Source organism: Streptomyces sp. DSM 40868, assembly GCF_011820545.1.
Classification (GTDB): domain Bacteria; phylum Actinomycetota; class Actinomycetes; order Streptomycetales; family Streptomycetaceae; genus Streptomyces; species Streptomyces eurythermus.
Map to the genome: position 1 here is coordinate 1621890 of NZ_CP050504.1, position 13133 is coordinate 1635022.

12 protein-coding genes are annotated in these 13133 nt (G+C 71.7%); 9 read left to right on the top strand and 3 right to left on the bottom strand.

All coding sequences use genetic code 11. The features are described 5' to 3' along the window. The first annotated feature begins 58 nt into the window (after positions 1–58). Both HB370_RS07150 and HB370_RS07155 read left to right on the top strand, forming a co-directional pair. Complete coding sequence (locus HB370_RS07150) at positions 59–355, top strand: hypothetical protein (RefSeq protein WP_030775284.1); 297 nt, start codon at positions 59–61, stop codon at positions 353–355. Between the two features lie 143 nt (positions 356–498). Then, positions 499–1341, top strand: coding sequence for a hypothetical protein (locus HB370_RS07155; protein ID WP_030775283.1), 843 nt, complete (start codon positions 499–501; stop codon positions 1339–1341). A 129-nt stretch (positions 1342–1470) separates the two neighbouring features. On the opposite strand, the gene HB370_RS07160 is transcribed toward HB370_RS07155, so the two are convergent. Then, positions 1471–1653, bottom strand: a complete 183-nt coding sequence (locus HB370_RS07160; protein WP_030775282.1) for a hypothetical protein — start codon at positions 1651–1653, stop codon at positions 1471–1473. A gap of 309 nt (positions 1654–1962) precedes the next feature. On the opposite strand from HB370_RS07160, the gene HB370_RS07165 reads away from it, so the two are divergent. Further along, complete coding sequence (locus tag HB370_RS07165; RefSeq protein ID WP_030775281.1) at positions 1963–3300, top strand: esterase-like activity of phytase family protein; 1338 nt, start codon at positions 1963–1965, stop codon at positions 3298–3300. A gap of 94 nt (positions 3301–3394) precedes the next feature. Here the strand turns inward: HB370_RS07165 and xylA are convergent, their stop codons facing one another. Then, positions 3395–4561, bottom strand: coding sequence for a xylose isomerase (xylA, locus tag HB370_RS07170; RefSeq protein ID WP_030775280.1), 1167 nt, complete (start codon positions 4559–4561; stop codon positions 3395–3397). Positions 4562–4716: 155 nt separating this feature from the next. On the opposite strand from xylA, the gene xylB reads away from it, so the two are divergent. From xylB to HB370_RS07195, 5 genes are all read left to right on the top strand, one after another. Beyond that, a complete protein-coding gene (gene xylB, locus HB370_RS07175) occupies positions 4717–6162 on the top strand; it encodes a xylulokinase (RefSeq protein ID WP_030775279.1) in 1446 nt (481 codons plus the stop codon). Positions 6163–6211: 49 nt separating this feature from the next. After that, positions 6212–7420, top strand: coding sequence for an ROK family transcriptional regulator (locus HB370_RS07180; protein ID WP_030775277.1), 1209 nt, complete (start codon positions 6212–6214; stop codon positions 7418–7420). A 425-nt stretch (positions 7421–7845) separates the two neighbouring features. Beyond that, entirely contained in the window at positions 7846–9348 is a 1503-nt protein-coding gene (locus HB370_RS07185; RefSeq protein ID WP_030775275.1) for an APC family permease, read from the top strand. 75 nt (positions 9349–9423) lie between these two features. Next, on the top strand, positions 9424–10437 hold the full coding sequence (locus tag HB370_RS07190) for an acetamidase/formamidase family protein (protein ID WP_030775273.1): 1014 nt from the start codon (positions 9424–9426) through the stop codon (positions 10435–10437). Between the two features lie 95 nt (positions 10438–10532). Next, positions 10533–11132, top strand: coding sequence for an N-acetylmuramoyl-L-alanine amidase (locus HB370_RS07195; RefSeq protein ID WP_030775271.1), 600 nt, complete (start codon positions 10533–10535; stop codon positions 11130–11132). Between the two features lie 351 nt (positions 11133–11483). On the opposite strand, the gene HB370_RS07200 is transcribed toward HB370_RS07195, so the two are convergent. Then, entirely contained in the window at positions 11484–12068 is a 585-nt protein-coding gene (locus tag HB370_RS07200) for an isochorismatase family protein (protein WP_030775268.1), read from the bottom strand. A 355-nt stretch (positions 12069–12423) separates the two neighbouring features. Here HB370_RS07200 and HB370_RS07205 point away from each other — a divergent pair, with 355 nt between their 5' ends. After that, on the top strand, positions 12424–13113 hold the full coding sequence (locus HB370_RS07205) for a TetR/AcrR family transcriptional regulator (RefSeq protein ID WP_030775266.1): 690 nt from the start codon (positions 12424–12426) through the stop codon (positions 13111–13113). Positions 13114–13133 lie beyond the last annotated feature (20 nt).

Sequence of the window (13133 nt, forward strand, 5' to 3'; positions counted from 1 at the left end):
GTTGTGGGACAGCAGATGGGCGATCAGCACTGATCGGTTCGGGGAGAGGGTGGTCCAGGTGTTCGACGCGATCCGCCGGTACGCCGGCAGGTTCCGCGCCCCCGCGCAGGCGCGGCCGGCCGGCGCCCGGGAGAAGGGCGCGCACAACTTGTTCGAGGCGGCGGCCGTCTATGTGGCCGCTCGGGTGGAGGGCGACGAGGACCGGATCGAGGAGGCGGCGGCGTGGGTGTCGCCGGAGGCGCTGTCCTTCGGGGTGAGCGAGCTGGCCTGCCGGGCGGTCGTGGCGCTGGCCAGGGAGCGCGACGAGTCGCCTGGCGCGGTGGCTCGCGACCTCCTCGGTCTGCCCGCGAACTAAGCGGAAGTCCCGCCTCCCGGTGCGGTCGTTTCGCCCCTTTCCAGGTGGAAACCTGCAGCTCCGCGTGGTGCCCGAAGCCGTGACAACCGGCTTGCGCTCGCACTAGGGTGCGCGCCGACGGACCAACCACTGGGGAGGCAGGGATGGCCGGAGCGGATGATATGGCCGTCGCCGCCGCGGACGATGCGCTGTATGTGCTGACGGCGGTACTGATGACGCCGGCACAGTTCCCGAGCGTGCTGGGCGACGACTACCCGGCGGCGTGCGCGGTGCTGGGTCTGCCGCCGCTCGCCGACGGGTACGGCCTGGTGTTGGGGCAGGACGGGGACGGCGCTCGCTGGACGGTCGTCATCGACGACGTCGCGCTGGTCGCCGTGGCGATCGCGTCGTGGGACTGCGGCATGGAATACGAGCTGTCGCCGGACGAAAGCACGGTCGTGACCGCCCTGCCGGGGTGGCCCCTGGCCGTCGCCGTCGCCGCGCCCGGGGTCCCCGCGCCGCACGATCCCCCCGCCGAGTCGGCGGGCCGGCCGGCGCTGAGCCCACCGGACACCGGCTCCTGGGGGCCGGCCCAGCGCCGTCTGGGCGCCGACGAGATCGCGCTGCGATGGGCCGCGTGGCGGGAGCAGATCGACGACGCCGACTTCCGCGCGCCCGGCGGGCCGGCGAAGGACGCGCCGTCCGCCCAGGACGGCGAGGAGGGCCCCGCGCGCGGCGGCCACGCGGGGGTCCGCCGGGTGCTCGCGGAGGCGCGCGCCTATGTCGACTCCCCGCCGCCGCTCGGCCGGGTGCGCTCGTCGTTCGCCCCGGGTGACGCCCGTACGCTGCGTGCCGACGGCCCCGGCTGGTCGCTCGTGGCCCGCACCGACGACATCGCGTTCGTCCTGCTCGACGACGAGCCCGGCGAGGTCCATCCGGTGGGCCGGGGTCCCGAACTGCCGGGCCTGCTGGAAGCTCTCGACAAGCTGGCCGTACGTCCACTGTGAGGCTCGACAGCCGTACGACACCTGCCGGTCCCGGGAGTACCCGCCCCCGTACGACGACGCTGCCCCCTGTGGGCCCGGCCGGCCGCTGCGGTCACCCCGCCCGCCGGCCGCCTGTCGCGTGCCGGCGCCTCAGCGACCGAGTTCCTTGCGGGCGACCCGGCGGACCCTGCGCCGCTGCGAGGGGTCCAGGGCGAGATACGCCACGACCGGCACTCCGACCACGATCAGGAACGCCACCCACCAGGGCAGCCATATCAGCAGGATCAGCCCGACCGCCACGCCCCCTACGGCGATCTTCGCGTTCTTGGACATGAGCGTCGCCTCCTTCGCGGCCGCTGCCGCACTCTGCTCTGGAAAACGACCTCCCGCTCCCTGCGGTTCCGCCCCCGGACCCCGACTCAGCCCTGAGGTACGCCCCTAGTGGCTCTCCGGGGGCTCCGGCCACGGGTCCTTCGAACAGATGGTTCGGCTGCTGGGCACATCGCGAGACGGCGGGCCACTGGGTGCCGCCGCGTGCGTCCGATGAGTGGCGGACGCCGGTCGTTCACCCGTCCGTCGTGCCGTGTTCCTCCAAGAGCCCAATCGTGGCCGCTGTCAACGACCTTGTTCCCAGGAGACCCGATGTCCCCGACTGCCGCACGTCACCGCGTCCACCGTTCCGTCACCACGGGTCTGCCCCTGGTCCTGACCGCCGTCCTCGTGGCCGCGGGAACGGCCGCGGCGGCGCCACCCAAGGAGGCCCGTGTCGTGCGCACGGCGACGCTCGGTGAGATCCCGCTCGGCGCGTTCAGCAACGCGCTGCTGCCGGGAAGCGTGGCCGACGACCACGGCGTGCGGCTCGGCGGCATCGGCAGCGACATCTACCCGGCGGGCCGCAAGGGCGAGTACTGGACGGTGACCGACCGCGGGCCCAACGGCCAGATCAAGGTGGACAGCAAGAAGCGCCGCACCTTCCCGGTACCGGGCTTCGACCCCGCGATCGTGAGAATCCGGGTCTCCGGGAACACCGTCGAGGTCGTCGACGCGATACCGCTCACCACTTCCTCGGGGAAGGCCGTCACCGGGCTGCCCGACCAGCGGGGCCGGGACGAGGCGCCGTACACCTACGACGCGAGGACGCCGCTTTCCTACGACCCGAACGGCCTGGACACCGAGGGCATCGTACGGGCCGGGGACGGCAGCTTCTGGCTCGTGGACGAGTACGGACCGTCCCTCGTGCACGTCTCCGCGCGCGGCAGGGTGCTCGCCCGTTATGTGCCCGAGGGGCTGGCCCTGACCGGTACGGACTACCCGGTGGTGGAGGCACTGCCGTCGGTTCTGCTGCACCGCAAGACCAACCGGGGGTTCGAGGGGCTGGCCCAGCTGCCCGGCGGTGACCTCGTGATGGCCCTGCAGAGCCCGCTCTCCCTGCCGGACGCGGATGCCGGCGACGCCTCGCGCACCACCCGCCTGCTGCGTTTCTCGCCGCGCGAGAAGGCCGTCACGGCCGAGTACGCCTACCGTTTCGACCCGGTCGGCGTGGTCGACCCGGGCGAGGACGACACCTCGGAGCTGAAGATCTCGTCGGTGGTGGCGGTCGGCCGCGACCGGCTGCTCGTCGAGGAACGCACCGACAAGTCGGCGCGGCTGCAGTTGGTCGGGCTGGGGCGCGGGGCGAACATCCTGGGCGGCCCGTGGGACGACGACGCCACGTCCCCTTCGCTGGAGCAGCTGGACGATCCCGCGTCCGCGGGCGTACCGGTGCTGTCCAAGCGGCTCGTGGTGGACCTGGGCACGGTCGCCGGGGTGCCCGGGAAGATCGAGGGCATCGCGCGCGTGGATGACGACACGCTCGCGCTCGTCAATGACAACGACTTCGGGATGACCGACGGGGAGGGCGCGTTCGACGCCCGGGGCCGTCTGGTCGACAGCGGTGTGAAGACAACGGTGGTGTACGTCCGTCTGCCCGAGAAGCCGTGACAGGCGCGGGCCGTCCGCGGTCTCGCGGACGGCCCGCGCCCTGGGCGATCGCCCCTATGTGGCCCGGGCGATCGCCGGTACGCGCGCCTGGGCGTCAGCCCCGCGCCCCCAGCAGGTGGTCCATCGCCAGCTGGTCGAGCCGTTCGAAGGCCATGCCGCGCGCGGCGGCCGCGTCCACGTCGAAGTCCTCGAACGCCGTGCGGTCGGCCAGCAGCTCCTGGACGCCGTCGGCCGCGGTCGGCTGGGCCAGCTCGTCCAGCCGCGACGCGCGCAGCGCCTCCTGCACCTCCGGGTCGGCGCGGAAGGCGGCCGCGCGCTCCTTCAGGATGAGGTAGTTGCGCATGCAGCCCGCGGCCGAGGCCCACACGCCGTCGATATCCTCGGTCCGCGGCGGCTTGAAGTCGAAGTGGCGCGGTCCTTCGTAACCGGCGCTCTCCAGGAGGTCGACCAGCCAGAAGGCGGCCCGCAGGTCACCCGCGCCGAACCGCAGGTCCTGGTCGTACTTGATGCCGGACTGGCCGTTGAGGTCGATGTGGAAGAGCTTGCCCGCCCACAGGGCCTGCGCGATGCCGTGCGGGAAGTTCAGGCCGGCCATCTGCTCGTGACCGACCTCCGGGTTGACGCCGTACAGCTCGGGCCGCTCCAGGCGCTCGATGAAGGCCAGCGCGTGGCCGACGGTGGGCAGCAGGATGTCGCCCCGGGGCTCGTTCGGCTTGGGCTCGATCGCGAAGCGGATGTCGTAACCCTGCGAGGTGACGTACTCGCCGAGCAGGTCGAAGGCCTCCTTCATGCGGTCCAGGGCGGCGCGCACGTCCTTGGCGGCCCCGGACTCGGCGCCCTCGCGACCGCCCCAGGCGACGTACGTCTCCGCGCCCAGTTCGACCGCCAGGTCGATGTTGCGGATGGTCTTGCGGAGGGCGTAACGGCGCACGTCACGGTCGTTGGCGGTGAACGCGCCGTCCTTGAAGACGGGGTGCGTGAAGAGGTTCGTGGTGGCCATCGGGACGGTCATGCCGGTGGCGTCCAGGGCCTGCCGGAACCGCTTGATGTGCGACTCCCGCTCGGTGTCCGAAGAGCCGAAGGGGATCAGGTCGTCGTCGTGGAAGGTCACTCCGTGGGCGCCGAGTTCCGCCAGGCGCTGCACCGTCTCGACCGGGTCGAGGGCGGGGCGGGTGGCGTCACCGAACGGGTCCCTTCCCTGCCAGCCGACGGTCCACAGACCAAAGGTGAACCTGTCCTCGGGGGTGGGCTGGTAGCTCATGGCGCGGCTCCTTGCTGCGTACGAGTATTTCGTCATGGCCGTTTACAAATTAGTATGCGCACACACCGCTGGGAAGAGACAACATGTCTTTCGCCCACCAGATGTCTTCGTCACACAGCGCAGATGCCGCGGAGCCGCGGAAGAGGGAGAGTCCGATGTCAGCAGCCGAGGGTCCGCTCGTCGTCGGAGTGGACACGTCCACCCAGTCCACGAAGGCGCTGGTCGTCGACTCGGCGACCGGGCGAATCGTCGCCAGTGGCCAGGCACCGCACACCGTGACCAACGGGGCGGGCCGGGAGAGCGACCCGCGCCAGTGGTGGGACGCGCTGTGCACGGCGCTGCGCCAGTGCGGTGAGGCGGCGCACGAGGCGGCGGCGGTGTCGATCGGCGGCCAGCAGCACGGCCTGGTCACCCTGGACGAACACGGCGAGCCGGTGCGCCCGGCGCTGCTGTGGAACGACGTCCGCTCCGCTCCGCAGGCCCGCCGTCTCGTCGAGGAACTGGGCGGTCCGAAGGCATGGGCGGAGCGCACCGGCAGCGTGCCCGGCGCTTCCTTCACGGCCACCAAGTGGGCCTGGCTCGCCGAGCACGAGCCGGAGGCGGTCCGCGCGACGAAGGCGGTAAGGCTCCCCCACGACTACCTCACCGAACGCCTCACCGGCCAGGGCACGACCGACCGGGGCGACGCCTCCGGCACCGGCTGGTGGGCGTCCGGCACGGAGGCGTACGACGAGGAGACGCTGGCACACATCGGCCTGGACCCGGCACTGCTGCCCCGGGTGGCACGTCCGGGCGAGGTGGTCGGCACGGTGCGCGACAGCCACGACCTGCCCTTCTCCAAGGGCACGCTGGTGGCCCCGGGCACCGGCGACAACGCCGCGGCGGCCCTGGGTCTCGGCCTGCGGCCCGGCACGCCGGTGCTGAGCCTCGGCACCTCCGGCACGGTCTACACCGTCTCCGAGCGCCGCCCCACCGACCCGACCGGCACGGTGGCGGGCTTCGCCGACGCGCGCGGGGACTGGCTGCCCCTTGCCTGCACTCTGAACTGCACCCTGGCGGTGGACCGGGTCGCGGCCCTGCTGGACCGGGACCGCGAGGCGGTCGAACCCGGCGGCTCGGTGACCCTGCTGCCGTACCTGGACGGCGAGCGCACCCCGAACCTGCCGCACGCCTCCGGACTGATGCACGGGCTGCGGCACGACACCACCGCGGGCCAGCTGCTGCAGGCCGCCTATGACGGCGCGGTGCACGCGCTGCTGGGAGCCCTCGATCTGGTCCTGGACGCGGACGCCGACCGGGACACCCCGCTGCTCCTGATCGGCGGCGGGGCCCGGGGCACGGCCTGGCAGCAGACCGTGCGCCGGCTCTCCGGGCGGCCCGTCCAGGTCCCGCAGGCCAGGGAACTGGTCGCGCTGGGCGCGGCGGCGCAGGCGGCCGGACTGCTGACCGGTGAGGATCCCGCCGCCGTGGCCCGCCGCTGGAACACGGCCGCGGGACCGGTGCTGGAGGCCGTGGAACGGGACCGGTCGACGCTGGAAAGGATCACCGGGGTACTCTCCGACGCGGCCCCGCTGCTGGAGCGACGGCCCGAAACCGACTGACCAGGCCGCCCGCCCCAGCCGGGTGCAGACACCGAGGATTGACGCAGGCATGACCGCACCGCTGCACGAGGCGCGCCCGCCGGGCACCGGGCGCGCTCTGCCGGACACCCAGCAGGGCATGCGCCGGCGCAATCTCGCCCGGGTGATGCACGCCGTCAGCGCGGAAGGGTCGCTGTCGCGGGCGGCGGTCGCCTCGCGGATCGGTCTGACGCGGGCGGCGGTGTCGACGCTGGTGGACGAGCTGATCCGGTGGGGGCTGCTCGAGGAACTGGGTCCCGAACGGCCCGGCCGGGTGGGCCGGCCCGGGTCGGCGCTCGCGGTGAGCGGCCGGGGCCCGGCCGGGATCGGGGCCGAGATCGGCGTCGACCACCTCGCGGTGTGCGCGGTCGACTTGCGCGGCGAGGTGCGGGCACGGGCGGTCCGGCGCGGCGGCAACCGGGGCCGGGCGGCCGAGCCGGTGCTCGAGGAGCTGACGGCGCTGATCCACCAGGTGGTCGCGGAAGCCGAGCAGGCGGAACTGTGGCCCGCCGGGCTCGCGGTCGCGGTGCCCGGACTGGTGGCCAGGGACGGACGGACGGTCGTACGGGCCCCGAACCTCGACTGGCACGACACCGACCTCGGTGCCCTGCTGCCCGGCGGCTGGCCGCTGTCCGTCGACAACGAGGCCAACTTCGGCGCCCTGGCCGAGCTGTGGCTCGGTGCCGGTACGCCCGGCGACTTCCTGCATGTGTCGGCCGAGATCGGTATCGGTGCCGCGGTCGTCGTGGACGGACGGCTGCTGCGCGGCAAGCGGGGGTTCGCGGGCGAGCTGGGCCATGTGCCGGTACGGCCCGACGGTCCTCCCTGCCCGTGCGGCGGCCGGGGGTGCCTGGAGCAGTACGCGGGTGAGGAGGCGGTGCGGCGCGCGGCCGGGCTGGAGCCCCGGGAGGACCTGGTGGGCCTGCTCGCGGAGCGCGCCGGGGCGGGTGACGAGGGCGTACGGGCCGCCCTGCGGGACGCCGGTACGGCCCTCGGCATCGCCCTGACCGGGGCGGTGAACCTGCTCGATCCCGAGACCGTGGTCCTGGGCGGAGCCCTCGCGGGCCTCTCGCCCTGGCTGCTGCCGGCGCTGGAAACGGAGCTGACGGGCCGTACGGCGGGCCCGGCCTGTCCGGTGACGGTGTCCCCTCTCGGTCCGCAGGGCCCGCTGCTGGGCGCCGCGCACTCGGTCGTCCGCGCGGTGCTGGACGACCCGGCGGTGGTGGCGGAACGATCCTGACGCCGCTGGCGGTCCGGCACCGACCACGCTCCCCGAGTGGCGGACCGGGTGACGTGCGAGGCGGAGGGCGCGGCGGCCAGGGGTGCCTGCTCCTCATCCCTTCCGCGGGAAGGGGGCCTTGCCCCTGGCGGTTCCACAGGCGGGCGTTGGCCTGCTCCTCAGCGGATCCGCGGGAAGACGCGCGGCTGTGACGAGCCAGGAACTCGGCCTCTTGAACCCTCCGGCCTCACCCGATCGAGTGGCCGAGTTGTCCACAGGTGGCGGGTTGTCCACCGAACGGTCGCGCACCCTTCTGCCCAACCACCCCGCGCCGTACCGTGATTTCACGCGAGGCCGGCCGGCGGTTCGTCATATCCGTGCGGTGGCCGCCGAGCGGAAGCATGCTCGGGCGACGAATGGCAGCCGGGACAGGGATCGGGGGACACATGCACGCCAAGACGGCTGGAGCGCTGCGGCGTGACGCCATCGGATTGCGCGACGTCCTGTTCCAGAGCGTGACGGCGATGGCGCCTGCCGCCGCGGTGGCCGCGTCGATCCCTTCCGGCGCTGCCTTCGCGGGCGGCAGCCTGCCGTTGTCGGTGCTGATCGCCCTCGTGGCCTGCCTGTTCACCGCCTCGTGCGTGGCCGAGCTGGCCCGGGAACTTCCAGCGGCGGGCTCGGTGGCGACCTACGCGGCGCGAGGGCTGCACCCGGCCGTCGGTTTCCTCGTCGGCTGGGCGTACGTCTTCGTGGAGATGCTGGTACCACCGCTGCTGCTGTTGCAACTGGGCTTCACGGTGGCGGGCACGCTGCACGCGGAGTGGTCCGCGTACCCGGCGGACCTGTGGTGGCCGTGGGCACTGGCCGGAGCCGTCGTGATCGCCTGCGCCGGCTATCTCGGCGTCCGCGCCTCCGCCCGCTTCGGCACCGTCCTCGGTGTCTTCGAGATCCTCGTCCTCCTGGTGTTCGCCGTCCTGCTGATCGGCGGGGCCGGCAGCGCCAATACCCTCTCGGTGTTCGGCACTTCCCACACCCCTGACGGCTACGCGGGGGTCTCCGGGGTGTTCGCCGGGTCCGTGTACACGGTGCTGGCGTTCGCCGGCTTCGAAGCGGCCGCGCCGCTCGCCGAGGAGACCCGCGACCCACGGAGGACGATGCACCGTGCGGTCCTCGGAGCGGCCCTGGGGATCGGTCTGTTCTACGTGCTGACGACCTATGCGATGACCGTCTACTTCGGCCCCGACCGCTTCGCGGCGTTCGGCGCCTCGGGCGCGGCGTCCTGGGAGGGCGTCGCCCGGGCCTCGTTCGGTCTCTTCTGGGTGCTGGTGTTCCTCGCGGTGGTCAACTCCACGATCGCGAACGCCAACGCCTGCGCTAACGTCTCCACCCGCACGGCCTTCGCCCTGGCCCGGATCCGGGTCCTGCCCGGCGTACTCGCGACCCTCCACCCCCGGCACCGCTCCCCCGTGGCCGGCATCGCCGTGCAGACCGTTGTGGCGGTCGGCGCGGTGCTGGGCCTCGGTCTCGCCTACGACCCGGTGACCGCGTACCTGCTGCTCGCCACGGTGATCGTCACGGTCGTCGTCGGCGTCTACATCGTCGTGAACCTCTCCTGTGCCGGCTATTTCCTGCGCTCCGGCCGGGCGTCCCTCAAGCCTGTACGGCATCTGCTGTTCCCCGCGCTGGGCAGCGCCGCGTTCATCCCGGCCCTGCTGACGGCCGCCGGTCTGCCGGTGTTCGACTTCGTCACGGAACTGACGGCTCCGGTGTCCTACGCCGGTCCGGTCGTCGGCGCCTGGCTCGCCGTGGGTGCGGTGGTGCTGCTCGTGCTGATACGACGGCACCCCGGCCGGATAGCCGAGACCGCCCGCGTGCACCTCGACGCCGACGACACGGATGCCGAACGGCAGGGCGGGGCCGGAGTCCCCCCACCACCGTCGCAGCGGTGAACGGCCCTTCCGGGTCGACCCGAAACGATGAGCCCATCAGCATGATTAACCCCTTTTAGAAGGAGCCATGCCGCGATGACCGACCCCCGGATCCTCACCGTGCGCCCGGAACCGGATCAGTACGCCTGGACCTTCGGCGGGGCGCCGCCCATGGCCCGGATCGCACCCGGCACGGTTCTCGATCTGTATACCGAGGACTGCTTCGCCGGCCGGGTCCGTTCCGAGAAGGATCTGGTGTCCGAGGTGTGCGAGTTCCCCTACCTCAATCCCCAGACCGGTCCCTTCCACATCGAGGGTGCGGAACCCGGCGACACCGTGGCCGTGCACTTCGTCTCGATCGAACCGGCCCGGGACTGGGCGGCGTCCACGACAGTTCCGCTCTTCGGCGCGCTCACCTCCACGCACACCACGGCCACGTTGCAGCCGCCGCTGCCGGAACGGGTGTGGATCTGGCAGTTGGACCGGACCCGCGGGACAGCTCTGTTCCAGGCACGGGACAGCGACATCCGGGTGGAGCTGCCCCTGGACCCGATGCACGGCACGGTGGGCGTGGCACCCGCCAATCTGGAGGTCCGCTCGGCCCTGGTGCCCGACGCGCACGGCGGCAACATGGATACGCCCGAGATGCGGGCCGGCGTCACCTGCTACCTGGGGGTCAATGTCGAGGGCGCCCTGCTCAGCCTGGGCGACGGGCATGCCCGGCAAGGCGAGGGAGAGACCTGCGGGGTGGCCGTCGAGTGTGCGATGAACACGGTGGTGGTCGTTGACCTGCTGAAGGGCGTCACCACGCCCTGGCCACGCCTGGAGTCGGACACGCACATCATCTCGACCGGTTCGGCCCGCCCGTTGGAGGACGCGTTCCGGATATCGCAGCTCGATCTGGTGCAGTGGCTGGTGCGTGACTACGGGTTCAGCGAGCTGGATGCCTATCAGTTCGCGACCCAGACGGTCGAAGCGCCGCTGGCCAACGTGTGCGACACGAACTACACCTGCGTGGCCAAGCTCCGCAAGGAGTGGCTGCCCGCGCGGGAGACCTATCGCGGCGTGCACGCGCGGCTACGGGAGACCGCGCGGGCCCTGCGCCGCTGAAGCCTTCCGCGCGCCCCGGCATCCCTGCCACCGCCTCCCGAACAGGCTCCTCCGAAGGCATCCCCGGCCTTACCGAAAGGCATACCGCCATGGACATGGACCGAGCCGCACCCCGGCTCAGCCGACGACGGCTGCTGAAAGGCGCGGCACTCGCCGCCGTTCCCTACGCGTTACTGCCCGATCCGCGTGCCGGCGCGCAGCCCCAGTCCGCCGACTACCCGCCCGCCGAGTGGCGGCCGGCGAGCACCGCCAACTACACCGTGTCGGACCGCCCCGGCACCTACGCCATCGACCGTGTGATCATCCATGTCACACAGGAGACGTACAGCGACGCGTTGGCGATCTTCGCCGATCCGCAGAAGAAGGTGTCCGCCCACTACGTGGTCCGCTCGGCGGACGGGCACGTGGCCCAGTGCGTCCGTGAAGCCGACATCGCGTGGCACGCGGGCAGCTGGGGCTACAACACACGCTCCGTCGGCATCGAGCACGAGGGCTGGGTGGACCGGCCCGAGTACTTCACCGACGCGCTCTACCAGCAGTCGGCGAGGCTGACGGCGGCGATCTGCGCCAAGTACGGCATCCCCCGGGACAGGGAGCACATCATCGGCCACTATCAGGTGCCCGGCACCGACCACACCGACCCGGGCCCGGAGTGGGACTGGGTGCGCTACATCAGAATGGTCAACTTCTCCTGACCACACCGCCACGCCGTACCACCGCACCGGCAACGGACATCACCACCCGCCACACCACCGGCATCACCACCCCGCACCAGCTCCGCACCACCCGCGTCACGACCGTTTCACCGCGACCGCATCACTGTCGTATCTCCCCCCCCCGGGGGGAGGCGGGGTTGACCGGTTCATGGGTCCGCTCTCCCCGTAACGCGGACACGACCCCGGGCAGGCCCTTCGCCGCACACCTCATCCGCTCCCCGGGGCTGGCTCCCGCTCCCCCTTGGAGGCTCCGATGTCATCCGCCGGGCGAACATTCCTGCGGCAGGGCGGGACGAAACGCCGCCCTGCCGAAGAAGAAAGCGCGGAGGGCTACTTCAGCGCTGCGAGCGAGGGGACGACGATGCCGTAGCGGTCGGTGATCGTCGCGAGGGCACCGTCGTGGATCTGCTGGGCGGTCAGCGACGTGCCTCCCTCGTGCATGGTCTGCAGGGACCGGGTCGCGCAGGCGTTGGCGACGACGGTGGGCTGGTTGCCCCGCAGGGACGCGCCCTGCGCCGTGAACAGGACACACATGTTGGTCATGAACCCGGCGATGATGACATCGGAGTTCCCGGCGGCGTCGACATGCTCGCCCAGGTCCGTGCCGTGGAAGCCGTTCGGGACGCTCTTGACGACGACGGTCTCGCCCTCGATGGGTGCGACGCTCTCGTGGATCTGGCCGGCCTCGGACTCCACGTCGTAGCCCGCCTCTTGGACGTGGATGACCTTGGCGCCGGCCTGGCGGGCCGCGGCCAGCAGCTCGGCGGCGGCCTCCAGCGCGGGCTTCCAGCCGTCGAGCTCCATCACACCGCCGGTGTAGACGTTCTGGTAGTCGACCATGATGAGGGTCGCGTTGCCGAGCGACGCGGGCGTCTCGTCGGCGCCGGTGAGTGCTCGCAGAGTCGTCGTAGCCATGAACTAACCACCTAAAGATCGAGAAAGCTTGTGCCGCTCGCAGTGCTGCGGAGGCGTTGGACATGACGGCAACCACGGGCCGGACGCACAGGGGGAACCGAACGTGACGGAAGTGACTCCTGAGACGGGTCGGAGCGGTTGCACCCCGAAAGCCCGTATCGGTGCACCCGGACGGGTCCGCCGGCCTCACGGCCCGGAAGCAATCGGGACCCGAGGGCAGCAACCCCCAGGGCGTAAGCAACGCTAACACAGTTTGTGAGCACCGTGAAGCGAGGCTCGCAAACTCCGCGCCCTGTCTAACAAACGGGCAGTTCGAAGGCGTTAGCAACGTTTTCTTAGCTGTTACCATCGAGGCATGTCGACGGCACGAGAGCGCATCCTGGCCGCCACCGAGGAACTGCTCGCGTCAAAGGACGCGCTGGCCATCTCGACCCGGGCCATCTGTGACCGGGCCAAGGTCGGCATGCCCGAGATCTATCGCCAGTTCGGCGACAAGCAAGGGCTGCTCACGGCGGTCGCGTGCATCGGCTTCGAGCGTTTCCTGGCGAACAAGCGCCGCAACCCGACGACCGACGACCCGGTGGCCGACCTGCGCACGGCCTGGGACAGCCATGTCGCGTTCGCCTTGGACAACCCTCACCTCTACCGGTTGATGTTCACGCCGGCCCCGGAGTCCCAACCACCGGCGGTCGGGGAGGCCCGGGCCCTGTTGCTTTCGGCCTTGGAGCGCTGTCGTGCCGCCGGACGACTGCGTACGCCGCTGGAACTGGCAGGTCAGTCGATCCTGACGGCCAACGTCGGCGTCTGCCTGATGGCCCTCTCCTTTCCCGAGCTCTACGGCGCCCCCGAGATCTCCCGTTCCGTACGTGACGCCGTGATCGGAGCTGTCACAGGCGACGAGCGCGAGGACACGAGGATCACCGACGGGATCGTGCTCGCCCAGGCCCTCGTCGGCACCCTCACCGGGACCGCGCCCGCCGGCAGCGACGCCATCGCACAACTGTCCCAGGCACTTCAAGGGCCCGGCCCGCACGACGACGAGTGAACACCGCTACGCCCTCGCCG